General features: G+C 71.9%; 15 protein-coding genes. 7 read left to right on the top strand and 8 right to left on the bottom strand.

The annotated features are described in order from the left end of the window. Positions 1–77: 77 nt before the first annotated feature. The 3 genes from ACWF9Z_RS17655 to gmd all read right to left on the bottom strand — a co-directional run bounded on the left by ACWF9Z_RS17655 (position 78) and on the right by gmd (position 5,062). Positions 78–752 (bottom strand): hypothetical protein, encoded by a 675-nt coding sequence (locus ACWF9Z_RS17655; protein WP_453603078.1) that lies wholly within the window; start codon positions 750–752, stop codon positions 78–80. Between the two features lie 272 nt (positions 753–1,024). Next, entirely contained in the window at positions 1,025–3,802 is a 2,778-nt protein-coding gene (locus ACWF9Z_RS17650; protein WP_453603076.1) for a CBM96 family carbohydrate-binding protein, read from the bottom strand. A gap of 246 nt (positions 3,803–4,048) precedes the next feature. Further along, positions 4,049–5,062, bottom strand: coding sequence for a GDP-mannose 4,6-dehydratase (gene gmd, locus ACWF9Z_RS17645; RefSeq protein ID WP_453603074.1), 1,014 nt, complete (start codon positions 5,060–5,062; stop codon positions 4,049–4,051). 356 nt (positions 5,063–5,418) lie between these two features. Between gmd and ACWF9Z_RS17640 the strand changes: the two genes are divergently transcribed. After that, a complete protein-coding gene (locus tag ACWF9Z_RS17640; RefSeq protein WP_453603073.1) occupies positions 5,419–6,408 on the top strand; it encodes a GDP-L-fucose synthase family protein in 990 nt (329 codons plus the stop codon). A gap of 17 nt (positions 6,409–6,425) precedes the next feature. On the opposite strand, the gene ACWF9Z_RS17635 is transcribed toward ACWF9Z_RS17640, so the two are convergent. Beyond that, on the bottom strand, positions 6,426–7,901 hold the full coding sequence (locus ACWF9Z_RS17635) for a sugar transferase (RefSeq protein WP_453603071.1): 1,476 nt from the start codon (positions 7,899–7,901) through the stop codon (positions 6,426–6,428). Between the two features lie 383 nt (positions 7,902–8,284). Here ACWF9Z_RS17635 and ACWF9Z_RS17630 point away from each other — a divergent pair, with 383 nt between their 5' ends. Continuing rightward, positions 8,285–10,558, top strand: coding sequence for a M4 family metallopeptidase (locus tag ACWF9Z_RS17630; protein ID WP_453603069.1), 2,274 nt, complete (start codon positions 8,285–8,287; stop codon positions 10,556–10,558). A gap of 1,145 nt (positions 10,559–11,703) precedes the next feature. Here the strand turns inward: ACWF9Z_RS17630 and ACWF9Z_RS17625 are convergent. Further along, entirely contained in the window at positions 11,704–12,342 is a 639-nt protein-coding gene (locus ACWF9Z_RS17625; RefSeq protein ID WP_453603067.1) for a hypothetical protein, read from the bottom strand. A gap of 219 nt (positions 12,343–12,561) precedes the next feature. Then, positions 12,562–14,121, bottom strand: coding sequence for an MFS transporter (locus ACWF9Z_RS17620; RefSeq protein ID WP_453603065.1), 1,560 nt, complete (start codon positions 14,119–14,121; stop codon positions 12,562–12,564). A gap of 211 nt (positions 14,122–14,332) precedes the next feature. Here ACWF9Z_RS17620 and ACWF9Z_RS17615 point away from each other — a divergent pair, with 211 nt between their 5' ends. Next, a complete protein-coding gene (locus tag ACWF9Z_RS17615; RefSeq protein ID WP_453603139.1) occupies positions 14,333–15,352 on the top strand; it encodes an Lrp/AsnC family transcriptional regulator in 1,020 nt (339 codons plus the stop codon). 80 nt (positions 15,353–15,432) lie between these two features. Here the strand turns inward: ACWF9Z_RS17615 and glgP are convergent, their stop codons facing one another. Then, a complete protein-coding gene (gene glgP / locus ACWF9Z_RS17610; protein WP_453603064.1) occupies positions 15,433–18,069 on the bottom strand; it encodes an alpha-glucan family phosphorylase in 2,637 nt (878 codons plus the stop codon). A 480-nt stretch (positions 18,070–18,549) separates the two neighbouring features. Here glgP and ACWF9Z_RS17605 point away from each other — a divergent pair, with 480 nt between their 5' ends. The 4 genes from ACWF9Z_RS17605 (at position 18,550) to glgB (ending at position 26,156) form a co-directional block, all read left to right on the top strand. After that, on the top strand, positions 18,550–20,544 hold the full coding sequence (locus tag ACWF9Z_RS17605; protein WP_453603062.1) for a maltotransferase domain-containing protein: 1,995 nt from the start codon (positions 18,550–18,552) through the stop codon (positions 20,542–20,544). Then, positions 20,541–22,235, top strand: a complete 1,695-nt coding sequence (treS, locus tag ACWF9Z_RS17600; protein WP_453603060.1) for a maltose alpha-D-glucosyltransferase — start codon at positions 20,541–20,543, stop codon at positions 22,233–22,235. Before ACWF9Z_RS17605 ends, treS begins: the two co-directional genes overlap by 4 nt. A 154-nt stretch (positions 22,236–22,389) precedes the next feature. Next, positions 22,390–23,829: a maltokinase N-terminal cap-like domain-containing protein gene (locus ACWF9Z_RS17595; RefSeq protein ID WP_453603059.1), complete on the top strand. Its 1,440-nt coding sequence runs from the start codon at positions 22,390–22,392 to the stop codon at positions 23,827–23,829. Continuing rightward, positions 23,826–26,156 (top strand): 1,4-alpha-glucan branching enzyme, encoded by a 2,331-nt coding sequence (gene glgB, locus ACWF9Z_RS17590; RefSeq protein WP_453603057.1) that lies wholly within the window; start codon positions 23,826–23,828, stop codon positions 26,154–26,156. Before ACWF9Z_RS17595 ends, glgB begins: the two co-directional genes overlap by 4 nt. On the opposite strand, the gene trxA is transcribed toward glgB, so the two are convergent. Continuing rightward, positions 26,131–26,505, bottom strand: a complete 375-nt coding sequence (trxA, locus tag ACWF9Z_RS17585; RefSeq protein WP_453603056.1) for a thioredoxin — start codon at positions 26,503–26,505, stop codon at positions 26,131–26,133. The two genes, glgB and trxA, sit on opposite strands and share 26 nt — an antisense overlap. Position 26,506 lies beyond the last annotated feature (1 nt).

The following is a 26,506-nucleotide window of genomic DNA, read 5'->3' as shown; positions in this document are numbered from 1 at the left end:
CTGCCCTCGTTCCCGGAACGAAAACGCCCCCGCCGCCCAAGTACTGGGCGGCGGGGGCGTTCTCGTCGGGTGCGGCTCTACGCCGGCACCCACGCGTAGCAGCCGTTCGAGACGAACTGGGCCGTGGACGCGGGGACGACGGCGGTGATCTTGTCGCCCGCCTTCGGCTGGGTCTCCGGGCCCGAGGCCAGGACGGTGCCGTCCTTGCCCTTGGCTTCCCAGGTGCACGAGGTGCCCTGGGTCAGCGCGCGGTAGGTGCCCGCCGCCGGGGACTCCTTCGTGCCGTCGGGGAAGCCCTTCTCGGCCGCCGCGAGGATCGGCTTCTGCTCGGGGCACAGGTAGGTGATCGCGTCCTTCGCGCCCGGGATCTCCCCGGCCACGAGGGAGCCGACCGCCGCGTCCTTGTCGTGCTTCGCGGTGCGCTCCACCCGCTGGCAGGACTCCTGGCCGCTCTGGAGGACGGCCGCCGGATCCATCTTCTCCGGGACGCGCCCGGACAGGTACTTCTTCTCCGTCGCGGTGAAGCTGCCCGTCTTGGGGGTGAGCTTCGCTTCCGGCAGGACGGGGCCCGTCGGCTTCGCGTCCGTCGAGGGCGGCGCCGAGGCGTCCGCCGGGTCGGCGGCCGGCGACGCGGCCGGCGGCTTGGGCGACGCGGCCGGCGCGTCGGCCTTGTCGTCCCCGCCCGAACTGCAGGCGGTCAGCGTCAGGGCGGCGGCCAGCAGGACAGCAGCCGCTGCGGAGCGTCGGTACATCAGGTGGCTCCCGTACGTATGAGATGGGTGTGCGGGGCCCCGGGGGGGGGCGGGGGGGGGGGGGCGCGCGGGCGCGCCCCCCCCCCCCCCCCGCGCGGGGGGGGGGGGGGGGGGGCGGGCTGGGGGGGGGGGGGGGGCGCGGGGGGCCCACGCCCCCCCCCGGGTGGGGGGGTGGTCCACTCCGGGGGCCACCCTAATTTTTGAGGGGGGTGGGGGGCCCCCGCCCCCCCGGGGGGGGGGGGCCGGGCCGGGCCCCGCAGGCCCTCAAGCGGTTACTTCGCGCCGAAGGTGAGGACGAGCTGCGGGCTCGCGTCCGCGGCCGTCGCCTCCGAGGACCAGATCCACAGCGGGTCGGTACCCGCACTGGTCAGGCCCAGGCTGTAGTTGGTGCCCAGGACCGCGGAGACCGCGGCCGTGTCCAGCTGGACGCTCTGGACGGCCGAGCCGTCCGGCACGCCCGAGATGGAGCCGAGCGGGTTGGTGCCGAGGGTGGGCTTGGTCTTGAAGGTCGTGCCCGCACCGCTCCAGGTACCGGTGACCGGGACCACGGAGATGGTGTCGGCCGAACCGGCGCCCGCCGCCGTCGAGGTCTTGAACTGGAGCGAGGCCGACTTCAGCACCTGGTTGGCCGGAGCCGCCGGGATGTCGAAGCGCAGGTACGTCTCGTAGGCCGAGGTGCCGCGCACCGCGAGCGAGGTGGACGTGCCGTAGGCCGTGCTGGGGGCGCCCTGGTTGATGTAGGTGTCCTCGGTCGCGGAGACCGTGGAGACCGTGTCGGTGGGCGCCGTGGCCAGGTCGAAGTGGTTCTTCACCTGGGCCGGCGTCAGGACCTTCGGGTAGACGGCCGTCTCGTCGATCTGGCCGGCGAAGAAGTTGCTCGACGGCTTGGAGCTCCAGCCACCGAGATTGTCACCGCCCACGTGCCAGAAGCCCTCGTACTGCTGGGAGCCCGTGGTGTTGTTGGTGCCCTTGGACTGGCCGTCGACGTAGAGCGCCATGCCGGCGGGGCCCTGCGTCGCGACGACGTGGTGCCACTTGTTGTCGTTGAACGTGTCGAGCAGACCGGTGGAGAGGGTCTTCCAGCCGCTGCTGGGGCCCGATCCGAAGAACAGGCGACCGCTGTTGGTCATGTAGACGGTCTTGTCGTACAGGCTGCTGCTGCGCTCGGTGTTGTTGCCGAAGCCGATCAGCTTGCCGCCGCGGGTGCTGCTCGTCTTGAACCAGGTCTCCAGCGTGTACGAGCTGCCGACCGTCTGGCGGTGGTCGCTGTACACCTGCTGGCTGGTCCCGTTGAAGCCCATGGCCGTGCTGGTGCCGGTGACGGCACCCGGGCTCTGGCGCAGCGCCGGGGCGTTGAGCTGGATGCCGCTGGTGTTGCCGTTCTCCGAGGAGTCGGCGACGTACGGGCTGACGGTGTCGTCGTAGCGCCAGAACAGCTCGGCGCCGTCCGCGCGGACCTGGTTCGGGTACGCGTTGACCGCGTTCGGGACCGTCACCGAGGTGCTGGCCGACAGGGCGCTGGTGTTGCCGGCCGCGTCGGTCGCGGTCACGCGGTAGCTGTAGGACAGGCCGGCCTTGACCGTGGTGTCGGTCCAGGAGGCCTGGCGGCGCTGCCATTCCAGGGACTCCGCGCTCAGGGTGGCGACCGGGGTGGCCGAACCGTTGCGGTAGACGCGGTAGGTCAGCTTGCTGTCGTCCTGGTCGTAGCTGGTGCGCCAGCGGACCTGGACCTCGCCCGGCTTGACGCTGGAGACGCTGGAGACCGGGGTGGTCGGGGCGCCGACGTCACCGGTGGAGGCGAAGCGGGTCAGGGCCTGCTGGGCCTTGCCGTTGATGAGGGTGAACTCACCGCCGACCCACATGTACTTGGTGTCGCTCTTCTCCGCGATGGCCATGACGCGCGGGCCGATGCCCTCGCCGATGCCGTCGTTGGCGGTGGGGTGCCAGCCGAGCTTGCGCGGGCTGCGCACGAAGCCGTCCACCGGCGCGGGGGCGGCGCCTTCGTGGTCGGTCAGCTGCGCCAGCAGGAAGTTGCGCTTGCCGTCGGGGAACTGGCCCTCGAGGGAGCAGTCGTGCGCGTGCGAGGAGCTGTAGAGGACTCCCTCGTACGGCAGGACGAACTGCGTCGCACCGAGGCAGCGGTCGCGCCACTTCTCGTTGAACTCGGTGGAGAGGCCGATGCGGCCGTCGAAGACGCCGCCGCCCGAGCCCTCGTTGCCGGTGTAATAGCCGGTCGAGTCCGCCGCGATGTGCTTGACGACGGAGTTCGAGGGGATGTTGCCGTACGTCTTGGTGACGGCGCCGGTGGAGGCGTTCACGACGGCCAGCGCGTGGCTGTTCTTGCCGTTGACCGTGAAGAAGTCACCGCCCAGCAGGACGTTCTGGCCGTCGTTGCTGAGCTCGATGGCGCGGCCGGGCTCGTCGGCGTTGGCGACGAAGGGCTTGAGCGCACCGGAGGTGGCGTCGACCGCGGCGAACCGCTCGCGGGTCTGGCCCTCGACGGTGCTGAAGTCGCCGGCCGCGTACAGGGTGTCGTCGGTGACGGCGAGCGCGCGCACGGTGGCCGGGAAGGCCGGGTGGAACGAGGCCTTGGGGGTGCAGGTCTCGATGTCGACGGCCGCGACGCTGGAGACCGGGGTGCCGTTGACGGCACCGAAGTACCCGGCCGCGTACAGGGTCTTCTTGTCCTTCGAGACGGTCAGGGCGCGCACGGTCGCGCTGCCGTCGCCGACGGTGAAGGAGAGCTTGCAGGAACTTGGGGCGCCGGTCGCCGCGTCGAGCGCGACGAAGTTCACGGCTTCCTGCTCGGCGCCTGCCGCGCCGTCCGGCGGGCGGACCGCCGAGAAGGTGCCACCGGCGAAAACCGTACCGTTGGCCTGGTCCATCGCGAAGACGATGCCGTTGGGCTGCCAGGTGGGCAGTTCGTCGGCGGTGAAGGCCACCGGCTGGGTGATGGCCGAGGCCTCGGGCATCAGCACCAGGCCCAGGCCGGTGCCGGCACCGGCCAGTGACAGGACGAGGGCAGCAGTCAGCCCTCTGGATCTACGCATGAGCCCCCCAGGGCAATTGCCCGGTTTGAATGGCTGGAACTATCCGAACAGCCATATGTACTGGCGCAGACTAGGGCTCCTGCGAGGGCCCGGTCACCACACTTGACCCATTGCATACCAACTTGGAATGAACAAGGTTCCGCACGGAGGACGCACTTCGGACATATGGCAGGTTTGACCCGGCCGCACCCGCATGGAGCTGCGCGAATGACCGGGACACGGCAAATCGTAGGCGAAATATAAGCCTCAGCGGTCGATGCGGACGCTCACGCCTGCCAGTTGGTCCTCAACCTGACGGACATCCGCGTCCACCATGATCTTGGCCAACTCGGCCACCATGACCGTCGGCTTCCAGCCAAGCAGCTCATGGGCCTTGGAAGCGTCGCCGATCAGGGCGTCGACCTCGCTCGGGCGCTCGTACTTGGGGTCGTAGCGCACGTGCTCGTTCCAGTCGAGACCGGCGTGGGCGAAGGAGGCCTCGACGAACTCCCGGACGGTGGCGGCGACGCCGGTGGCCACGACGTAGTCGGTGGCCTCGTCCTGCTGCAGCATCCGCCACATGGCGTCCACGTACTCCGGGGCGTAGCCCCAGTCGCGGACCGCGTCGAGGTTGCCGAGGTAGAGCTTCTCCTGCAGGCCCGCCTTGATCCGGGCGACCGCGCGGGTGATCTTGCGGGTCACGAACGTCTCGCCGCGGCGCGGGGACTCGTGGTTGAAGAGGATCCCGTTGACGGCGAACATGCCGTACGCCTCGCGGTAGTTCACCGTCGTCCAGTACGCGAACACCTTCGCGGCCCCGTACGGGCTGCGCGGGTGGAACGGGGTGCCCTCGTTCTGCGGCGGCGGGGTCGCGCCGTACATCTCGGAGGACGAGGCCTGGTAGATGCGGGTGTCCACGCCACTGGCCCGGATCGCCTCCAGCAGGCGCAGCGCGCCGAGGCCGGTCACGTCACCGGTGTACAGGGGCGCGTCGAAGGAGACGCGGACGTGCGACTGGGCGCCGAGGTTGTAGACCTCGTCGGGGCGTATCTCGCGGAGCAGGTTCACCAGGGCGACGCCGTCGGAGAGGTCGGCGTGGTGCAGGACGAACGAACGGTTCGCCGTCTGCGGGTCCTGGTAGATGTGGTCGATCCGCTCCGTGTTGAAACTGGAGGAGCGCCGCACGAGCCCGTGCACCGTGTAGCCCTTGGAGAGCAGGAGCTCTGCGAGGTACGAGCCGTCCTGCCCGGTGACGCCGGTGATCAGCGCGGTCTTGCCCATGGGGTCCCCCTGGGGATCGTTGCGGTCTTGTTGGAGTGAGGCTGCGGCGCCTGGTGGTGCTTGCGGTGCTGCACGAGTCTCGTGCGGGCGGACCCGCCGGGCCCGGCCCCAGGGGGCTGGATGGGTACCGTACACGCCGCATCAGGAGTGCTTTCCACCGGATTCGGCCCCACCCGCCGCCTTACGGGGGCGCAAGCCCCACCCGGGGTCAAACCACCCGGAAACCCTGCCCGGCGGGCGTCCGGACCCCGTCCGCGACGGGGCGCGGCCGCGACGGCGGACGGACCGGTGACGGGCGGACCGGGGACGCACCTCCCCCGTGAACCCGCGGCGAGCGGACTGGCATCATCGGCGGTATGACAAGTTCGCCGCTCCTGCCCCCGAACGCCCGTGTCTTCGTCGCCGGCCACCGCGGCCTCGTGGGGTCCGCCGTCGTCCGCCGGCTCACGGCCGACGGCTACGAGGTGCTCACCCGCGGCCGCGCCGACCTCGATCTGCGCGACGCCGCCGCGACCGCGGCGTACCTGCGGGACGTCCGGCCCGACGCCGTCGTCCTGGCCGCCGCCAAGGTCGGCGGGATCATGGCCAACAGCACGTTCCCGGTGCAGTTCCTCGAGGACAACCTCAAGATCCAGCTCAGTGTCGTCGCCGGCGCCCACGAGGCGCAGGTGGGCCGGCTGCTGTTCCTCGGCTCCTCCTGCATCTACCCCAAGCTCGCGCCGCAGCCCATCAGCGAGGACTCCCTGCTGACCGGCCCGCTGGAGCCCACGAACGAGGCGTACGCCCTGGCGAAGATCGCCGGCATCGTCCAGGTCCAGTCGTACCGCAAGCAGTACGGGGCCTCGTACATCTCGGCCATGCCGACGAACCTCTACGGTCCGGGCGACAACTTCGACCTGGAGTCCTCGCACGTCCTGCCCGCCCTCATCCGCCGCTTCCACGAGGCCGCGGCCGAGGGCCGGGACGAGGTCACCCTGTGGGGATCGGGCACGCCCCGCCGGGAGTTCCTGCACGTCGACGACCTGGCCGCCGCCTGCGCGGTGCTGCTGCGCGAGTACGACGGCGCGGAGCCGGTCAACATCGGCTGCGGCGAGGACCTCACCATCAAGGCGCTCGCCGAGACGGTCGCCGAAGTGACCGGCTTCCGGGGCCGGCTCGCGTGGGACACCTCCAAGCCCGACGGCACCCCCCGCAAGCTGCTGGACGTGACCCGGCTGCGTTCGCTGGGCTGGAAGCCCGCGATCGAGCTGCGCGACGGCATCGCCGCCACTTACGCGTGGTGGCTCGGGCAGAGCGGCGGGCAGAGCAGCCGGCAGGACAGCGGGCAGGGCAACGGACAGGGCTGATCTCAACGCTTCGGCTCTCAGTACGCTCCGCGTCCGTCCACCACGGCGCGGAGCGTGCGGCCCATGACGTCGACGTCACTGGTGAAGGACCAGTTGTCGACGTACTGCAGGTCCAGCTGGATCGTTTCGTCCCATGACAGGTCGGACCGGCCGCTGATCTGCCACAGCCCGGTCATGCCGGGCCGCACCGTGAGCCGGCGCAGCTCGACCTCGTCGTACTTCGCCACCTCCTCCGGCAGCGGGGGACGCGGACCGACCAGGGACATGTCACCGGCCACCACGTTGATCAGCTGCGGCAGTTCGTCCATCGAGGTGCGCCGCAGCAGCCGGCCGACCCGGGTCACCCGGGGGTCGCGGCGCATCTTGAACATCAGGCCGTCGTTCTCGTTGGCTCCGGACAGCTCGGCCTTCATCGCGTGGGCGTCCACGACCATCGTGCGGAACTTCCACATGACGAACGGGACCCCGTCCCGGCCGATGCGCATCTGCCGGTAGAAGGCCGGACCGCGCGAGCCGAGCCGGATCGCCAGGACCGTGCCGATGAACGCCGGCGACAGCAGCACCAGTCCGACCGCCGCGGCCACCCGGTCCAGTACCGACTTCAGCAGGGTCTGCGCGCCCCGGCTCACCGGCGGCGCCACGCGCAGCACGGTCAGGCCGCCCGCGGACAGGGTCTCCAGCCGCTTGACGGAGACTTCCACCAGGCCGGGGAAGACGGCCAGTTCCAGCCCCGCGTCGTGCAGGGCCCAGGCGATCCGCCGCAGCCGGTCCCCCGCGAGCCGCGCCCCCGGGGCCACGAGCACCAGGTCGGCACGGTGGGTGGCGACGGCGCCGAGCACGGCGGTGGAGTCCCCGTTCGGGGTCGGCGTCATGGCGGATCCGAGCCGCCCGGCGACGGGCATCCCGCTGTCCAGCTCTCCGGGGCCGACCGGGACCACGCCGACGACCACGTACGGGTGGTCGGTGCGCGCGGCCAGGTGTCCGATGACGGACTCGGCGGCATCGGGCTCGCCGATCACCAGGACCCGGCTCACGGCCTGGGCCTCGCGCCGGGCGCCGGAGAGGTGGCGGTAGGTCAGTTTGTGGCAGGCGACGGTGATGAGCAGAGCCGGCAGCAGGGCGCCGAGGGCGGACAGCCGGGGGGTGTCCTCACCGGTGACCACGCGGGCCACCGCGAGGACGCCGATGAGAATGAGCCAGTCGTGCACGACGGGCAGAACTCCCCGGGATTCGCCGAGCGCGCGGCCCGCGTAGCGCCGGCGCAGCAGCTGCACGCCGGTCCAGGCCAGGGCCGCGCCGAGGGCGCAGTATCCGGGCCGGTCCTGGTGCGCGGCCTCGAAGACCAGGCCGACCGGCACGCCCGCACCGATGAGGTCCGCGGTGACCGCGGCCGGGAGGTACCAGCGTGCCTTGTCGCCCAGCCCCCGGACCGGCGCAGCGGACGCGAGCGCCCTCCTGGCCACTCTTTGCACAGGTATATGGACATGCCTCATGGGCCCCCCTGGCACGTGGTCTATGACGGTGGCCGTCCGTCCGCGGCTTCCCCAAGCAGTGGATGACTGACGCACCGGGAAACAGTACGACAAACACCCGTACGGTTATCGCCGTTTCCGTGAACCCGGCGGCTTGTTGCCCAAGCGTTAGCGACCGGTATCGCACATTCCGGATATTGAGCGCTTCTCTCCCACACGAAAGTGAATGCTCCGCATACCGGATACGTCTCTTCGGACAACGAACTGTTTCCAGCCAACCTTTTGACGCGGCCCTGACATTGCGCCCGCCAAGTGGCACTCTTCGACCGTTCTTCGCACCAGCCCTGATCTGCCCGGAGGCCCACCCAGCCATCCGGAACCCCCCCTTGCAGAAGGAGTCTGCGTTGAGTCCCACCCCCCAGCGGCGTGCCACCACGGCCGGCGCGCTTGTTGCCGCGGCCGCTCTCCTCGCCGTAGGCATCCAGACCGGTACCGCCACCGCCGACGTCACCACGTCGCAGGCTGCTTCGGTCGCCCAGGCCAACCCGGGCGCGGCCAACCGCGCACTCAGCGCTTCGGAGCGTGCGACGCTCCTCGCCGAGGCGAACTCCACCACCGTGCAGGCGGCCAAGGCCCTGGGCCTCGCCGGCACCGAGAAGCTCGTCGTCCGCGACGTGGTCAAGGACGCGGACGGCACCACCCACACCACCTACGAGCGCACCTACGACGGCATACCGGTGCTCGGCGGTGACCTGACGATCCATGCCAAGGACGGCGTCACCAAGAGCGTCACCAAGGCCACGAACGCGGACGTGAAGGTCGCGGACACCACCGCCGCCGTCACCCCGGCCTCGGCCGAGGGCACCGCGCTCAAGTCCGCCAACGCGGCGGGTGCCAAGGACGCCACGGCCTCCAAGAGCGCCCGCAAGGTGATCTGGGCCGCCGACGGCGCTCCGGTCCTCGCCTTCGAGACCGTCGTCGGCGGCCTCCAGCACGACGGCACCCCGAGCGAACTCCACGTGGTCACCAACGCCAAGACCGGCGAGAAGATCACCGAGTGGCAGGCGATCGAGACCGGCATCGGCAACACGATGTACAGCGGTCAGGTCACCCTCGGCACCTCGCAGTCGGGCAGCAACTTCACGCTGACCGACGCCGGGCGCGGCAGCCACAAGACCTACGACCTCAACGGGGGCTCGGGCAGCGGCACCGGCACCCTCTTCAGCAGCACCAGCGACACCTGGGGCAACGGCGCAGCCTCGAACCGGGCGACCGCCGGCGCCGACGCGCACTACGGCGCCCAGCTGACGTGGGACTACTACAAGAACGTGCACGGCCGCAACGGCCTGCGCAACGACGGCGTGGCCCCGTACAGCCGGGTCCACTACGGCAACGCGTACGTCAACGCGTTCTGGGACGACTCCTGCTTCTGCATGACCTACGGCGACGGCATCAGCAACACGCACCCGCTGACCTCGATCGACGTGGCCGCGCACGAGATGACCCACGGTCTGACCTCGGTCACCGGCAACATGACCTACTCGGGTGAGCCCGGCGGCCTGAACGAGGCGACCTCCGACATCATGGCGGCGGCCGTCGAGTTCAACGCCAACAACCCCAACGACGTGGGCGACTACCTCGTCGGCGAGAAGATCGACATCAACGGCGACGGCACCCCGCTGCGCTACATGGACAAGCCGAGCAAGGACGGCGGCTCCAAGGACGCGTGGTACTCGGGCCTCGGCGGCATCGACGTCCACTACTCCTCGGGCCCGGCCAACCACTGGTACTACCTGGCCTCCGAGGGCTCGGGCGCCAAGGTCATCAACGGCGTGAGCTACAACTCGCCCACGTCCGACGGCCTCCCGGTCACCGCGATCGGCCGCGACGCCGCCTCGAAGATCTGGTTCCGCGCCCTGACGGTCGGCTACTTCAAGTCGAACACCAACTACGCGGCCGCCCGTACGGCGACCCTGCAGGCGGCGGCCGACCTGTACGGCGCCGGCTCCGCGACGTACAACAACGTGGCCCACGCGTGGGCGGCCATCGCCGTCGGATCGCGCCCCGCGCCCAGCGGTGTCTCGGTGACCGCGGTCCCGAACCAGACCACCCAGGTCAACACCGCGGTGAACCTGCAGGTCCAGGCCACCAGCACCAACCCGGGTGCGCTGAGCTACGCGGCGACCGGCCTTCCGGCCGGCCTGTCGATCAACTCCTCGACCGGCCTGATCTCGGGTACGGCCACCACCGCGGGCACGTCCAACGTGACCGTCACGGTGACCGACTCCGCGAGCAAGACCGGGACGACGTCCTTCACCTGGACGGTCGGCACCTCGCAGCAGAACGTCTTCGAGAACACCGCGGACTACACGATCAACGACAACGCCACCGTCGAGTCGCCGATCACCGTGGCCCGCTCCGGCAACGCGCCGAGCACCCTCAAGGTGGACGTCAACATCCTCCACACCTACGTCGGTGACCTGAAGGTCGACCTCGTCGCCCCCGACGGCACCGTCTACAACCTGCGCAACCGCACCGGCGGCAGCGCGGACAACATCATCCAGAGCTTCACCGTGAACGCCTCCTCGGAGGTCGCCAACGGCGTCTGGAAGCTGCGCGTCGCGGACCTCGCGTCCCTCGACACCGGCAAGATCGACAGCTGGAAGCTCACCTTCTGATCCCCACCGGGAACGGATGAGCCACAGCTGAACCGCTAGATCACGGGGCCGCCCGGGAGGAAACCTCCCCGGGCGGCCCTGTTCCATGGGCGACCACCGGCGTCCACCAGCGTCCGTTCGCATCCGTCGGCGTTCGTCGGCGTCCGTCCCCTTGGCCCCCGGCCGAGGGGGTCCACCTCCCCCACGGCCGGGACCTTCGGGGCCGTTGCCGGCCAGGGCCGGCTCGGGCGAGGGCGGGCTGGGCGTGGTCTCCGGCACCGCACTGGACGTCGTACTGGCCCGCGTACTGCAGACCGGCGACCCCGGCGGCCACGCCCGCCGGGCCCTGGCCGCCTTCCCGCTCCCGGAGCTCGCCCGGTCCGCTCTCGACCTCTACTTCCGCGCGGACGGCCTCGACGACGGCGTCCCGATGCGCGCCACCCCGCGGCTGCGGGCCACGGGCGGGGCGCAGGCCGAAGTCCTCACCGTCCTCGGCGACTTCGCCGAGGTCTGGCTCGCCAAGGAGGGACATGAAGGTGTCATCGGCATCAACTACCTGGAAGAGATCCAGCTCGCCACGGCCCCCGCGGTGTCCGGCGCGATCCTGGCAGGCGTCGACCACGTGCCCGTGGGCGCGGGAGTCCCCGGCCGGATCCCTGACCTCGCCTCGCGGCTGGCGCGCTACGAACGCTGCCTGAGCACGATCGACGTGGAGGGCCAGGAGACTCCCCTGGACCGTCCCTTCGACCCTCGTGAGCTGCTCGCCGGGCACCTGCCCGGCCCGCTGCGCCGCCCCCGCGTGCTGGCCGTCGTCTCGCTCCCGGTGCTCGCCGCCTACCTGGCCCGGGACGAGGCCACCCGCCCCGACGGCTTCGTGATCGAGACGAGCCGGGCGGGCGGCCACAGCGCCCCGCCCCGCGGTCCGATGAAGCTGGACGAGGCAGGCGAGCCGGTCTACGGGCCGCGCGACGACCCGGATCTCGCCATAATGGCGGCGCTGGGGCTGCCGTTCCGGCTCGCCGGCGGCCAGGCCTCCCCGGAGGCGGTGGCCGGGGCCCGCGCCGGCCGCGGGCTGAGCAAGCCGGACGGGGCCGGGTCCTTCGGGAGCCCGCACGCGGAGGGCCCGGCCCCCGAGGGGGCCGGGCCTGTCAGCGGCCGGTCCTGGATCAGCCGATGGAGCGGAAGAGGGAGTCGAAGAAGTCGCGCGACTTGCCCTGGCCCGGCGAGACGGCCGCGCGGCCGCCGGCGCGGTCCTCGTCGTTCGCCTCGTCGGAGCGGGCGTCGTGCTCGCCGCGGCCGTCGTGGTCGCCGCGCTCGTCGTGGTCGCCGCGCTCGTCGTGCTCGCCGCGGCCGTCGTGGTCACCGCGGCCGTCGTGACGCCCGTCGTTGTCGTCCCGCTCGTCGTGCCGGCCCTCGTGCCGGCCCTCGTGACGGCCGTCCCCCTCGGCCGGCTTGAGGTAGACGGAGGCCGCCTCCACGCCCTGGATCCGCTCGCCCGGCTCCAGCACCGCCTCCGCCGACCCGCCGCAGTCCTCGTCGCTGTAGAGCACCGCGAGGGATTCCGTCTCGTTCTTCACCTCGAAGGCCGGGCGGTTCTCGGTGGTGTGTGTCAGCCGGTAGCAGGTGTCGTTGTCGGACGGGCGGATCTCCCCGCCCGTGCGGTCGCCCTCCCGGTCGGTGTACCGGTAGTGCAGCGTGCCGAGGTTCTCGCGGTCGTCGTGGTCGCCGGCGTACGACAGTCCGGCGGTCGGCAGAACGAGCGCGAGGGCGCCGACGAGGGCGGTGGCGGTGGTGCGAAGACGCATGGGAGTCCGTTTCTCGGGTTCCTGGGATACCGGGTCCGGTGGGCATCCGCGGGCAGCGTAGAAGCGGACGGTTTTGCCGAAACGATTCGGCAAGACAAGCGCGTTCGAAGGTTCACCCTCACGGTCCCCCCGGGCCGCCGAACGCCCGGACGCCCCGGATCCGCGGGGGATCCGGGGCGTCCGGGCGGCGTACGAGGCTCCGCGGTCGGGCGGGACGGTTCAGACGGCGCCGCGTCCGGCCCCCCGCGCGGCCGCCCCGGCCGGCCCGGCCGGGGCCGGAACGGCCGCCGGGACCGCGGGCTCCACGGGGCCGGCCGGGGCCGCGGCGGAGGGCTTGCGGACCAGCGCCACCAGGATCACCGCGCCGGCCAGACCCATCGCGCCCGAGACCCAGAAGGTGTCCTTGAGCCCGCTCGCGAAGGCCGCCTCCACCCACGACCCGGCCTCCGGGGCCGCGTGCAGCAGCTTCCCCGCGCCACCCGAGGCCAGCGCCCCGGCCGTGCCGTGCGGCTGCCCGGAGCCTTCGAGCCCGTCTTCCAGCCCGGACTGGAAGACCGCGCCGAGCACCGCGATGCCCAGGGCCATGCCCAGCTGCCGGAACGTGTTCAGCGCGCCGCCGGCCATGCCCGCACGGGCCGGGGGCACGGCACCCATCGCGGCGGCCGCCAGGGCCGGGGAGATCATGCCCACGCCCAGGCCGGTGACGGTCAGCCCGGGGACGAGCGCCGTCCAGCCGTCCCCCGCGTCGAGCATCCAGCCCTGGAGCAGCGCGCCCGCGCCGATGAGGAGCAGCCCGCCGCCGACGGTGATCCGGATGGAGGCCCCGTGCATCAGCTTTCCGGAGGCGGCGGCCACGAAGAAGCCGGCCAGGCTGAGCGGCACCAGCGCCAGACCGGCGCCGACCGGCCCCATCCCCTCGGCGGTCTGCAGCCACAGGGAGACGTACATCAGGTACCCGAAGGCGGCGCCGGACATCAGCAGCGAGGCGGTCATCACGGCGACGAAGGTCGGGCTGCGGAAGAGCGAGAGGTCCAGCATCGGGCGGGAGCTGCGCAGTTCGACGAGGACGAAGGCGGCGAAGGCGGCCGCGCTCAGGGCGAACAGGGCGAGGGTGGTGGCGGAGGTCCACCCGTTCTCGCCGACGCGGATGAGGGCGTAGGTGACGGCCGCGGCGCCGGTGGTGAAGGCCGCCATGCCGGGCAGGTCGAGGCCCTTGGCGTGCGGGTCGCGGGACTCGGTGACGGCCTTGAGGGTGACGTACACGGCGAGGGCGCAGACCGGCAGGTTGATGAAGAAGATCCAGCGCCAGCCGAACTGCTCGGTGAGCATTCCGCCGATGATCGGACCGGCCGCGGCGGCCGCTCCGTTGACCGCGCCCCAGATGCCGAAGGCGACGCCCCGGTCGCGGCCCTGGTAGGCGGAGCTGAGCAGGGCCATGGTCGTGGCGAACATCGCGGCGCCGCCGATGCCCTGGACGGCGCGGAAGGCGATCAGCGCGGCCGGGCCGCTCGCCAGGCCGCAGGCGAGCGAGGCGGCGGCGAAGAGTCCGAGCCCGCCGAGGTAGACGCGACGCCGGCCGATGCGGTCGGCGAGCGATCCGGCTCCGAGCAGCAGGGCGGCCAGGGCGAGGGCGTAGACGTCCATCACCCACTGGAGGCCGGCGAAGCCGGTGTGCATGTCAGCCGCCATGTCGGGCAGGGCGACGGTCACGATCGTGACGTCGACCAGGAGCATGAAGGCTCCGAGGCACACGGCCGTCAACGGCAGCCATTTGCGCATGGGAGTTCTCCTCGGATTGCGGAGCGCGGGAGCGCGGAGCGGGGGCGCGGAGCGGGGGCGGGGCGGGAAAGCGGGGGCGGGGCGGTATGCGGGCGCGGGCGGGATGCGGGCGCGGGGATCCCCGGTGGCCCCAAGCTCTCAGTTACCTCCCGGAATCCCCCACCCAGCGGGCCGCTCCTGCCGGATTTCCACCATCGGGGCGCCTGCGATGATGGAAAACGTGAACGACACGGAGATGGATCCGCTGGACCAGCAGCTGGTCCAGGCCCTCGCGATCGACGGCCGGGCCCCCTTCAGCCGGCTCGCCGAGGTGCTGGAGGTGTCCGACCAGACCGTCGTGCGCCGCTACCGGCGCCTGCGGACGAGCGGCCTGGTCCGGGTGGTGGGGCTGCCCCTGGGCAGCCGTGTCGGGCTGTTCGAGTCCTGGCTGCGGGTGCAGTGCGCCCCCGACGCGGCGCTGCCGGTGGCGGAGGCGCTCGCGCGCCGCCCGGACATCGCGTGGGTGACCCTGAACTCGGGCGGCACGGAGGTCCACTGCATGACCCGGTCCCGTACCCGCAAGGACCGCGACGTCCTGCTCCTGGAGAAGCTGCCGCGCACCCGCCGGGTGACGGGCATCAGCGCCCACACCATCCTGCGGAAGTTCTTCGGGGGTCCCGACTCCTGGGCGGGCCCGGACGTGCTGCGCCCCGATCAGATCGCCGCCCTGCGGCGCCCTCCCCTGCCGCCCGGCCCCGAGCAGGACGCGCCGTACGTCCTGGACGCGGCGGAGCTCGCGCTGCTCGCGGTGCTGGGCCGCGACGGCCGCGCCGGGCATCCGGAACTGGCGCGTGCGACGGGCCTGTCGGAGTCCACGGCCCGGCGCCGGCTGGAGCGGCTGCGCGATCTCGGGGCGGTCTTCTTCGACGTGGAGTTCGTCCCCGCCCTCTTCGGCTACGAGCCGGAGACGACGCTGGTGCTGACCGTCCCGCCGGCCCGGCTGGCGCAGGTGGGAGCCGCCCTGGCGAGCCACCGCGAGGTGGCGTTCGCGGCGGCCGTGACCGGGGCGGCCTCCCTGATGGCGGTGGTGACGTGCCGGGACACCGACGCGCTCTACACCTATCTGACCGAGCGGATCGGCGCGGTGGACGGCGTGGGCCACGTGGAGGTGATCCCGGCCCTGCGCAGCGTCAAACGGGCCGGGATGCTGGTGGAGGACGGGCGGCTGGTGGACCCACCGCCCGTCCTCTGAGCCCCGCGGACCCGCGGGGAAACCCCCGCGGGCCGGCGGGCCCGTTCTCGAGGCCCTGCCGTCAGGCCCTGCTGCCGGACCTACCGCAGGAGCACGCCGCCTCCCGCGTCCGTGTCCACCGGACCGGCGACCAGGCCCAGTTCGGCCGGGGTCGCCAGCAGCGGATGCGCCGGCAGGATCCGTACGGTGTATCCGAAGGGCCCCGTACGGTCGAGGGCGAGCGGGCCCTCGTACAGCCAGCGGCCCTCCAGGTCCGGCCCGCCGGCGGGCTTGAGCGGGAAGGTCCGCGCGCCCTGGATCACGTCCTGCGCGTCGACCCGTCCCGCGACCGCCTGCACCTCCACGTCCTCGGGTGCGAGGGCGTCGAGCGAGACCTGCACGCGCAGGGTGAGCGTGGCGCCGAGTTCGGCGGTGCCGCCCACGGGACCCGAGGCCAGCGCCTCGACGTGCTCGACGGCGAGCTGCGGCCAGGCCGCCCGGACCCGCCCCTTCCACCAGGCGAGGTCCCGCGCCGCATCCGGGGTCAGGGTGCGGTGGGCGAGTGCGGCCGGCGCGTAGAGCCGCTCCACGTACTCCCGCACCATCCGCCCCGCCAGCACCTTGGGCCCCAGTGAGACGAGGGTGCGGCGGACCATCTCGATCCAGCGCACCGGGAGCCCGCCGCTCCCGGCCCGGTCGTAGAACCGGGGCGCGACCCGGCCCTCGATCAGGTCGTAGAGGGCGCCCGCCTCCAGGTCGTCGCGGCGGTCCTCGTCCGAACCGAGACCGTCGGCGGTCGGGATGGCCCAGCCGAAGTCCGGCTCGAACCACTCGTCCCACCAGCCGTCCAGGACGGACAGGTTGAGGCAGCCGTTGAGCGCCGCCTTCATCCCGCTCGTCCCGCACGCCTCCAGCGGGCGGAGCGGGTTGTTGAGCCAGACGTCGCAGCCCGGGTAGAGCTTTTGAGCCATGGCCATGCCGTAGTCGGGCAGGAACACGATGCGGTGGCGCACGCGCGGGTCGTCCGCGAAGCGCACCAGCTCCTGCACGAGGCGCTTCCCGCCGTCGTCGGCCGGGTGCGCCTTGCCCGCGACCACGATCTGCACGGGCCGTTCCGGGTCCAGGAGGAGCCGGCGCAGCCGATCGGGGTCGCGCAGCATCAGCGTGAGCCGCTTGTACGACGGGACGCGCCGCGCGAAGCCGATCGTCAGCACGTCGGGATCGAGGACGGAGTCCACCCAGCCCAGCTCGGCGGCGGCGGCCCCGCGCTGGCGCCACGAGGCGCGCAGCCGGTCCCGCACCTCCTGCACCAGCTGTTCGCGCAGGACCCGGCGCACGTCCCAGACGTCCTGGTCGGGGATGTCGGCGACGGCGTCCCAGCGCGGCGAGCCGCCCACGGACAGCGCGTCCTCGGTCCGTCCGGCGCCGATCTGCCGCGCGCCGAGCCGGACGACCTCCGGCGCCACCCAGGTCGGTGCGTGCACTCCGTTGGTGACCGAGGTGATGGGTACGTCGGCGGGGTCGAATCCCGGCCACAGCCCGGCGAACATCTCCCGGCTGACGGCGCCGTGCAGGGTGGAGACGCCGTTGGCCCGCTGGGCGAGGCGCAGCCCCATGACCGCCATGTTGAACACCCCGGGGTCGCCACCGGGATAGGTCTCGGCGCCGAGTTCGAGGATCCGGTCGACGGGTACGCCGTCCAGTTCCCCGCCGTCCGCGAAGTGGCGGGCGACCAGGGCCCGGTCGAAGCGGTCGATGCCGGCGGGGACGGGGGTGTGGGTGGTGAAGACGGTTCCGGCGCGCACGGCTTCCACCGCGGCGTCGAAGCCGAGTCCCTGCTGCCCCTCCAGTTCCCTTATGCGTTCGAGTCCCAGGAACCCCGCGTGTCCCTCGTTGGTGTGGAACACCTCGGGATCGGGATGCCCGGTGATCCGGCAGTAGGCCCTGACGGCCCGCACCCCGCCGATCCCGAGCAGCATCTCCTGGAGGAGCCGGTGGTCGCTGCCGCCGCCGTAGAGCCGGTCGGTCACCTCGCGGGCGACCGCGTCGTTGTCCTCGACGTCGGAGTCGAGCAGCAGCAGCGGCACCCGCCCGACAAGGGCCTGCCAGACGTGTGCGTGCAGGGCCCGGCCGCCGGGCAGGCTCAGGGAGACCCGGGCCGGTGTCCCGTCCTCCTCCCGCACCAGGGCGACGGGCAGTTCGTTGGGGTCGAGGACCGGATAGTGCTCCTGCTGCCAGCCGTCCCGGGAGAGGGACTGCCGGAAGTAGCCGTGCCGGTAGAGGAGTCCGACGCCGATCAGGGGTACACCCAGATCGCTGGCGGCCTTGAGGTGGTCCCCGGCGAGGATTCCGAGCCCGCCGGAGTACTGGGGCAGGGCGGCGGTGATCCCGAACTCGGGCGAGAAGTAGGCGATGCCGGCGGGCAGGTCCGCGGCGGCCTCGTGACCCTGGTACCACCTCCCGCCGTGGACGTAGTCATCGAGGTCGGCGGCCGCGACGGCGAGCCGGCGCAGGAACCGCCGGTCTCCCGCCAGCTCGGCGATCCGCGCGGCGGACACGGAGCCGAGCAGCCGGACGGGATCCCCGCCGGCGGCCTGCCAGCCCTCGGGATCGACGGATTGGAAGAGTTCACGGGTCTCTCCGTGCCATGACCAGCGCAGATTTCGCGCGAGCTCGGCGAGTGGGGAGAGGGTCTCGGGGAGGACGGGGCGTACGGTGAATCGACGGATAGCCTTCACGCGTTCCACCTTCGCAGGGGATTCCGGATCGAAGCGGCCGCACCACGCGGTGCACCGCGAGCGTCACCCTCGGAAGGCTAGCGCCGCCCTCTCCCCCCGGCCACGGCGTCTCTACCGCCGCTCCACCGCGGGTTGGGCCCCGGGCCACGGACATCCGGTAGTTGTTACGGAGTTGACGGAACATCGGCGAATGTCGGGCAGGGCCTTGGGGATACCTGTGCGACTACGTACGAGTAGTTAACCGAACACACGGATTGGTCCGGGCAGGAGTGGGCAGGCCTCCCCGGGTAACACGCACGGCACACCCTCCCCCGACCTTCTCCCGCCACCCGAGTGAACGCGGACAGGAGCGGCCATGCCCGCAGCCCAGCCGTCTTCCGAGCGGCTAGAAACAGAGCGAACAGAGCGTGCACTACCAGTCGCCTTACCGGCTGGCCTGTTGTCACCGAGCCCTGCGAACTGCCCCCAGGTGATCCCATCATGATCGGTCGCATTCCCGTGCTGGACGTCCGCCCTGCCGTCGACTGCGGCGTCAGACCCGCCAAGGCGGTCGTGGACGAAGTCTTCGAAATTTCCGCCACCGTGTTCCGCGAGGGGCACGACGCCGTGGCCGCACATGTCGTGCTCCGCGATCCGAGCGGGCGGCTGCGGCCCCCCGTACCGCTGTCCGAGCTCGCTCCCGGCACCGACCGGTGGGGAGCCCGGGTGTCCGCCGAGACCGAGGGGAGGTGGACGTACACCGTCGAGGCGTGGAGTGACCCGGTGGCCACCTGGCGGGCCCATGCGGCGATCAAGATCCCCGCCGGGATGGACACGGACCTGACGCTCCTGGAGGGCGCCGAGCTGTACGAGCGGGCCGCGGCCAAGATCCCCAAGCGGGACGGCCGCGAGCACGTGCTCACGGCCGTCGACGCGATGCGCGACGAGGAGCGCGAGGTCGCCGTACGGTACGCGGCCGCCCTCGATCCGCAGGTCACGGCGACCCTGGCGAAGCGCCCGTTCCGGGAGCTGGTCAGCGCCTCCAAGCCGTTGCCGCTGCTGATCGAGCGCAAGCGGGCCCTCTTCGGCTCCTGGTACGAGATGTTCCCCCGGTCGGAGGGGGCCGTGCTGGAGCCCGGCGAGGCCCCGGTCAGCGGGACCTTCCGGACGGCCGCCGAGCGTTTGCCGGCCATCGCCGCGATGGGTTTCGACGTGGTCTACCTGCCACCGGTCCACCCCATCGGGAGCACCTTCCGCAAGGGACCGAACAACACCCTCTCCGCCGGGAGTTGGGATCCGGGCGTGCCCTGGGCCATCGGCTCCACCGAGGGCGGGCACGACGCTGTCCACCCGGAGCTCGGCACCATCGAGGACTTCGACGCCTTCGTGGCCAAGGCCCGCGAGCTGCGCATCGAGGTGGCGCTCGACTTCGCCCTGCAGTGCTCCCCGGACCACCCGTGGGTGGAGAAGCACCCGGAGTGGTTCCGCCACCGCGCCGACGGGACGATCGCGTACGCGGAGAACCCGCCGAAGAAGTACCAGGACATCTTCCCGATCCACTTCGACACCGACATGGCCGGCATCGTCGAGGAGACCGTGCGGATCCTGCGGCACTGGATGGACCACGGGGTCCGCATCTTCCGGGTCGACAATCCGCACACCAAGCCGGTGGTCTTCTGGCAGAAGGTGATCGCGGACATCAACAAGTCCGACCCGGACGTGATCTTCCTGGCCGAGGCGTTCACCCGGCCCGCGATGATGCGGGCCCTCGCCTCGATCGGCTTCCAGCAGTCCTACACGTACTTCACCTGGCGCAACACCAAGGCCGAGCTCACGGAGTACGTGAGCGAGCTCGCGGACACCCGCTCCGCCTCCGTCATGCGGCCGAACTTCTTCGTCAACACGCCCGACATCCTGCACGCGTACCTTCAGCACGGCGGCCGCCCCGCCTTCGAGGTCCGCGCGGTCCTCGCCGCCACCCTCTCCCCCACCTGGGGGGTCTACGCCGGTTACGAGCTCTGCGAGAACGCCGCCGTCAAGGAGGGCAGCGAGGAGTACCTGAACTCCGAGAAGTACGAGCTGCGGCCGCGCGACTGGGCCGCCGCCGAACGCGAGGGCCGCACGATCGCCCCGCTGATCACCGCGCTGAACCGGACGCGCCGCCGCAACCCCGCCCTCCAGCAGCTTCGTGACATCCATTTCCACCCGACCGACAACGAACAGGTGATCGCCTATTCGAAGCACGCCGGAGCCAATTCCGTACTGGTGGTCGTCAACCTCGATCCGCACCACACCCAGGAGGCGACGGTCTCGTTGGACATGCCGGTACTCGGCCTCGACTGGCACGGGTCCCTCGCGGTGCGCGACGAGCTCACCGGCGAGACCTATCACTGGGGCAGGGCGAACTACGTGCGCCTAGAGCCGGGCCGAACGCCCGCGCACGTGCTGGCCGCTCTGCGACCGTCCCCGCCCACCGGAGGGTCACCCACCTCATGATGATCAACGATCCCGTCCACGACACCTTCGAGGACACCCCCGTCAAGGACCGCGATCCCGACTGGTTCAAGCGGGCGGTCTTCTACGAGGTCCTCGTCCGCTCCTTCCACGACAGCAACGGCGACGGCGTAGGTGACCTCAAGGGGCTCACCGCCAAACTGGACTACCTCCAGTGGCTCGGCGTCGACTGCCTCTGGCTCCCGCCGTTCTTCGCCTCACCCCTGCGCGACGGAGGCTACGACGTCTCCGACTACACCTCGGTACTGCCCGAGTTCGGCGACCTCGCCGACTTCGTGGAGTTCGTGGACGCCGCGCACACCCGCGGCATGCGGGTGATCATCGACTTCGTCATGAACCACACGAGCGACCAGCACGAGTGGTTCCAGCAGTCCCGCAAGGACCCCGACGGGCCCTACGGCGACTACTACATGTGGGCCGACAACGACAAGCAGTACCAGGACGCCCGCATCATCTTCGTCGACACCGAGACCTCGAACTGGACGTACGACCCGGTCCGCAAGCAGTACTACTGGCACCGGTTCTTCTCCCACCAGCCGGACCTCAACTACGAGAACCCGGCCGTCGTGGAGGAGATCGTCTCCGCGCTCCGCTTCTGGCTCGACCTCGGCATCGACGGCTTCCGCCTCGACGCCGTGCCCTACCTGTACGCGGAGGAGGGCACCAACTGCGAGAACCTGCCGCGCACCCACACCCTCCTCAAGCGGGTCCGGGCCGAGATCGACGCGCACTACCCGGACACCGTGCTGCTCGCCGAGGCCAACCAGTGGCCCGAGGACGTCGTCGACTACTTCGGGGATTTCGCCAAGGGCGGGGACGAATGCCACATGGCCTTCCACTTCCCCGTCATGCCGCGCATCTTCATGGCCGTACGCCGGGAGTCCCGCTACCCGGTCTCGGAAATCCTGGCCAAGACCCCGGCGATCCCGGACCGCTGCCAGTGGGGCATCTTCCTGCGCAACCACGACGAGCTCACCCTCGAAATGGTCACGGACGAAGAGCGCGACTACATGTACGCCGAGTACGCCAAGGACCCCCGCATGCGGGCCAACATCGGCATCAGACGCCGGCTGGCCCCGCTGCTGGACAACGACCGCAACCAGATGGAGCTGTTCACGGCCCTGCTGCTGTCGCTGCCCGGTTCGCCGGTCCTGTACTACGGCGACGAGATCGGCATGGGCGACAACATCTGGCTCGGTGACCGCGACGGCGTGCGCACGCCGATGCAGTGGACCCCCGACCGCAACGCCGGTTTCTCCTCGTGCGATCCGGGCAGGCTGAACTTGCCGGTCATCATGGACCCGGTCCACGGGTACCAGGTCACCAACGTCGAGGCGGCCATGGCGTCGCCCTCCTCGCTGCTGCACTGGACCCGCCGGCTGATCGAGGTACGCAAGGCGAATCCGGCGTTCGGGCTCGGCTCCTACACCGAACTGCCCTCGTCCAACCCGGCGGTGCTCGCCTTCCTCCGGGAGTTCGGGGACGACCTGGTGCTGTGCGTGCACAACTTCTCGCGCTTCGCACAGCCCACCGAGCTCGATCTCCAGTCGTTCGACGGGCGCGTCCCGGTGGAGCTGACGGGTGACGTGCGCTTCCCGCCGATCGGCCAGTGGCCGTACCTGCTGACCCTGGCGGGACACGGCTTCTACTGGTTCCGCCTGCGCGCCGAGTAGGGACCGGACCCGGGGGCGGGCGCGGCGAATGGGTCAACCGCCCGCCCCTGTAAGGACCAATTGACCCGACACTCACACACACCGGAGAAGCAACTACCGCGATCCGGGACACTCTGCGCATTCTTTGACGGCCCCGGGGAAAGGACGCGACGCCATGTCGGAGGCTGCATCCGCCCGGGATCGGCTCACCGCCGACCGGGTCACCGGACTCGGCCCACTGGAGCCGATGCTGAGGGCCTGGCTGCCCGCACAGCGCTGGTTCGCGGGCAAGAGCCGTGAGATCGGACGGCTGAGGACGGTCTCGGCGGCCGAACTGCTGCCGCCCGGGTCCACGCCCGGACTGCTCCACCTGCTGCTGGACGTGGACGGCGACTGCTACCAGCTGCTGCTCGGGATCCGCCCGAGCCCGCTGCCGCCCGCGCTCGCACCCGCGCTGATCGGCCGCGCCGAGCACGGCCCGTACGCCGGCCAGTCGGTCTACGAGGGACTGGGCGACCCCCGGCTCGCCTCGCTGCTGCTGGAGCGGCTGCGCTCCCCCGGGAGGCTCGGGCCGCTCCGCTTCGACCGGGACCCGGCCGTGGTGATCCCCGAGGGCCCGGCGCCCCGGCCGCTGTCCGGCGAGCAGACCAACTCCTCGATGATCTACGGGGATTCGCACATCCTGAAGGTGTTCAGACGAGTCGGCCCCGGGGTCAATCCCGACCTGGAGCTGCCCAGGGCCCTGGCCGCCGCCGGCTGTGTCCGGGTCCCCGCGCCGGTCGCCTGGTACGAGGCCGACCTGCCCGGATCCGAGCCGCTGACCCTGGGCGTCCTGCAGCCGTACCTGCGCGGCTCGGACGACGGCTGGCAGCTCGCGCTGCACCGGCTGCGCTCCGGCGCCGACTTCACCGCCGAGGCGCACGCGCTGGGCCGGGCCACCGCCGAGGTGCACAGCGCGCTGGCCGGGGCCCTGCCCACCGTCGCGCTGGGTCCGGAGCAGACGGCCCGGCTGGCCGCCGGGATGACGGCGCGGCTCGCCGCCACCGCCCGCGAGGTGCCCGCGCTGCGGCCCTACGAGGCGGGGCTGCGCGGCGCCTTCGACGCACTGGCCGCCTCCCGCGGGGCCGGGGTGCCCGCCCAGCGGATCCACGGGGACCTGCACCTGGGGCAGACCCTGCGCACCGTGGACGGCAGTTGGGCGCTCATCGACTTCGAGGGCGAGCCGGCCCGGCCGCTGGCCGACCGCCGCCGTCCGGAGCCGGCCGTCCGGGACATCGCCGGGATGCTGCGCTCCTTCGACTACGCCGCCCGCTCGCACCGGCCGTTCGCCCCCGCCTGGGCGGACGCCTGCCGGGCCGCCTTCTGCGAGGGCTACGCCCGCACCACCGGGCGCGACCCGCGCGAGGACCCCGTACTCCTGCGCGCCTACGAGACCGACAAGGCGGTGTACGAGGCCCGCTACGAGTCGCGGCACCGCCCCGACTGGCTGCACGTGCCGATGGCGGCGATCCGGCGGCTGTCCGAGCCGCAGCGTCCCCCCGTCCACCGCACCCAGTCCCCCGCCCCCGGCTCCCACACCCCCCACCCGAAGCCCCCGAGGAGGCCGCTCGCGTGAGCGCCGCACGACAGCCGTCACCGACCGTCCGCGACGAAGCCGCTGTCGCCGTCACCGCCCCCGGCTCCGTCCCCGCCCCCGAGACGCCGGCGAAGAAGGCCCGCGCCCCACGGGCCCGCCGGGCCGCCCCGCCCCGCGGGGTGCGGCCGGCGCCCGGGCTCGGCGCCGGGGAACGGGCCCGGCTGCTGGAGGGCCGCCACCACGACCCGCACGCCGTGCTCGGCGCCCGCACCCAGCGGGGCGGGGTCTCCTTCCGGGTGCTGCGCCCCTACGCGAAGGCGGTCACCGTCCTCGCCAAGGGGCTGCGGGCCGAGCTCCTCGACGAGGGCGACGGGCTGTTCTCCGGGCTGCTGCCCCTGGCCGAGGTGCCCGACTACCGGCTGCTGGTGACGTACGACAGCGACGAGGTGGAGGTCCACGACCCCTACCGCTTCCTGCCGGCGCTCGGCGAGCTCGACCTGCACCTGATCGGCGAGGGCCGGCACGAGGAGCTGTGGACGGCGCTCGGCGCGGAGCCGATGGAGCACCAGGGCGTGGCCGGCACCCGTTTCACGGTGTGGGCCCCGAACGCCCAGGGGGTACGGGTCAGCGGGGACTTCTCGTACTGGGACTCGGTCGCCTATCCGATGCGCTCGCTCGGCTCGACCGGCGTGTGGGAGCTCTTCCTGCCGGGCGTGGGCGAGGGGACGCTGTACAAGTACGACATCACGCGCCCGGACGGCTCGCACACCCTGCGCGCGGACCCGATGGCCCGGCACACGGAGGTCCCGCCCTCCACCGCCTCGGTGGTGACGGCCTCCCGCTACGTGTGGCAGGACGACGCCTGGATGGCCGCGCGCGGGACCGTCCCGCCGCACCAGGCCCCCTTCTCCGTGTACGAGCTGCACCTGGCGTCCTGGCGGCCCGGCCTGTCCTACCGGCAGCTGGCCGAACAGCTGCCCGCCTACGTCACAGAGCTCGGCTTCACGCACGTGGAGCTCATGCCGGTGGCCGAGCACCCCTTCGGCGGCTCGTGGGGCTACCAGGTCACCGGCTTCTACGCGCCGACCTCCCGGATGGGCGGCCCGGACGACTTCCGCTTCCTGGTGGACGCGCTGCACCGGGCCGGGATCGGGGTGATCGTCGACTGGGTGCCGGCGCACTTCCCGCGCGACGACTGGGCGCTTGCCGAGTTCGACGGACGGCCGCTGTACGAGCACCACGACCCGCAGCGGGCCGCGCACCCGGACTGGGGCACGCTGGAGTTCGACTACGGGCGCCGGGAGGTCAGGAACTTCCTCGTCGCCAACGCCGTCTTCTGGTGCCAGGAGTTCCACGTCGACGGGCTGCGCGTGGACGCGGTCGCCTCCATGCTCTACCTCGACTACTCGCGCGCCGAGGGCGAGTGGACGCCCAACGAGCACGGCGGGCGGGAGAACCTGGACGCGGTGGCGATGCTCCAGGAGATGAACGCGACCGTCTACCGGCGCTGCCCGGGCGTGGTGACGATCGCCGAGGAGTCCACCGCGTGGCCCGGCGTCACCCGGCCCACGGACGGCGGGGGCCTCGGCTTCGGGCTGAAGTGGAACATGGGCTGGATGCACGACACGCTGCGCTACGCCTCGAAGGAGTCGGTGCACCGCAAGTACCACCACCACGACATGACCTTCGGGATGATCTACGCGTTCAGCGAGAACTACGTGCTGCCGATCTCGCACGACGAGGTGGTGCACGGCAAGGGCTCGCTGGTGTCGAAGATGCCCGGGGACTGGTGGCAGCAGCGGGCCGCGCACCGGGCGTACCTGGGCTTCATGTGGGCCCACCCCGGCAAACAACTGCTCTTCATGGGGCAGGAGTTCGCACAGGGCTCGGAGTGGTCCGAGCGGTACGGGCCGGACTGGTGGCTGCTGGACTCCTCGTACGCGGCGGCCGGCGACCACCTGGGCGTACGCAGCCTCGTGGGCGACCTGAACCACACCTACCGGGCGGCGCCCGCCCTGTGGGAGCGGGACACCGTGCCGGAGGGCTTCGCGTGGGTCGAGGCGGACGCGGCGGAGGACAACGTCTTCGCGTTCCTGCGGTTCGCGCAGGACGGCTCGCCCCTGCTGTGCGTCTCGAACTTCTCGCCGGTGGTCCGGCACGGGTACCGGCTCGGGGTCCCGGAGGAGGTGCCCCAGTGGCGGGAGGTGCTCAACACCGACCGGGAGGCCTACGGCGGCAGCGGCGTGCACCACGCGCGGCCGCTGCGGCCCGAGCCGGTGCCCGCGCAGGGGCGGGCGGCGAGCCTGCGCCTGACGCTGCCGCCGCTGGCGACGCTCTGGTTCAGGCCGACGCCGCCGCGGGCGTAGCCGCGGTCGCGGCCGCCGGCAGCACCTCCTCCAGCTCCTGGAGGAGCTTGCGCTTGGCGCGGGCCCCGACCATCTGCCGGACGGGCTCGCCGTCGCGGAAGACGAGCAGGGTCGGCATGGACAGCACCCCGTAGCGCGCGAGCGTGGCGGGGTTGCTGTCCGCGTCGATCTGGACGACCTTGAGCCGGCCGGCCTCCTCGGCCGCGATCGCGGACAGCACGGGCGCGAGCTGGCGGCACGGGCCGCACCAGTCCGCGGTGAACTCCACCAGGACGGGCCGGCCGCGCTCGGCCAGCACCTCCGCCTCGAAGTCCGCGTCGGTCACCTCGGGCACACCGTGAGCCTTCATG

Source organism: Streptomyces sp. NPDC054961 (assembly GCF_053609145.1).
Note: the sequence above shows the minus strand (reverse complement) of the source record. Positions and strands in the feature narration are given on the sequence as shown.

Excerpts from the sequence above, each read along its gene's own strand:
- ACWF9Z_RS17655 (WP_453603078.1), bottom strand. The coding sequence starts at position 752 with ATGTACCGACGCTCCGCAGCGGCTGCTGTCCTGCTGGCCGCCGCCCTG.
- ACWF9Z_RS17650 (WP_453603076.1), bottom strand. The coding sequence starts at position 3,802 with ATGCGTAGATCCAGAGGGCTGACTGCTGCCCTCGTCCTGTCACTGGCC.
- gmd (WP_453603074.1), bottom strand. The coding sequence starts at position 5,062 with ATGGGCAAGACCGCGCTGATCACCGGCGTCACCGGGCAGGACGGCTCG.
- ACWF9Z_RS17640 (WP_453603073.1), top strand. The coding sequence starts at position 5,419 with ATGACAAGTTCGCCGCTCCTGCCCCCGAACGCCCGTGTCTTCGTCGCC.
- ACWF9Z_RS17635 (WP_453603071.1), bottom strand. The coding sequence starts at position 7,901 with ATGAGGCATGTCCATATACCTGTGCAAAGAGTGGCCAGGAGGGCGCTC.
- ACWF9Z_RS17625 (WP_453603067.1), bottom strand. The coding sequence starts at position 12,342 with ATGCGTCTTCGCACCACCGCCACCGCCCTCGTCGGCGCCCTCGCGCTC.
- ACWF9Z_RS17620 (WP_453603065.1), bottom strand. The coding sequence starts at position 14,121 with ATGCGCAAATGGCTGCCGTTGACGGCCGTGTGCCTCGGAGCCTTCATG.
- ACWF9Z_RS17615 (WP_453603139.1), top strand. The coding sequence starts at position 14,333 with ATGGAAAACGTGAACGACACGGAGATGGATCCGCTGGACCAGCAGCTG.
- ACWF9Z_RS17605 (WP_453603062.1), top strand. The coding sequence starts at position 18,550 with ATGATCGGTCGCATTCCCGTGCTGGACGTCCGCCCTGCCGTCGACTGC.
- treS (WP_453603060.1), top strand. The coding sequence starts at position 20,541 with ATGATGATCAACGATCCCGTCCACGACACCTTCGAGGACACCCCCGTC.
- ACWF9Z_RS17595 (WP_453603059.1), top strand. The coding sequence starts at position 22,390 with ATGTCGGAGGCTGCATCCGCCCGGGATCGGCTCACCGCCGACCGGGTC.
- trxA (WP_453603056.1), bottom strand. The coding sequence starts at position 26,505 with ATGAAGGCTCACGGTGTGCCCGAGGTGACCGACGCGGACTTCGAGGCG.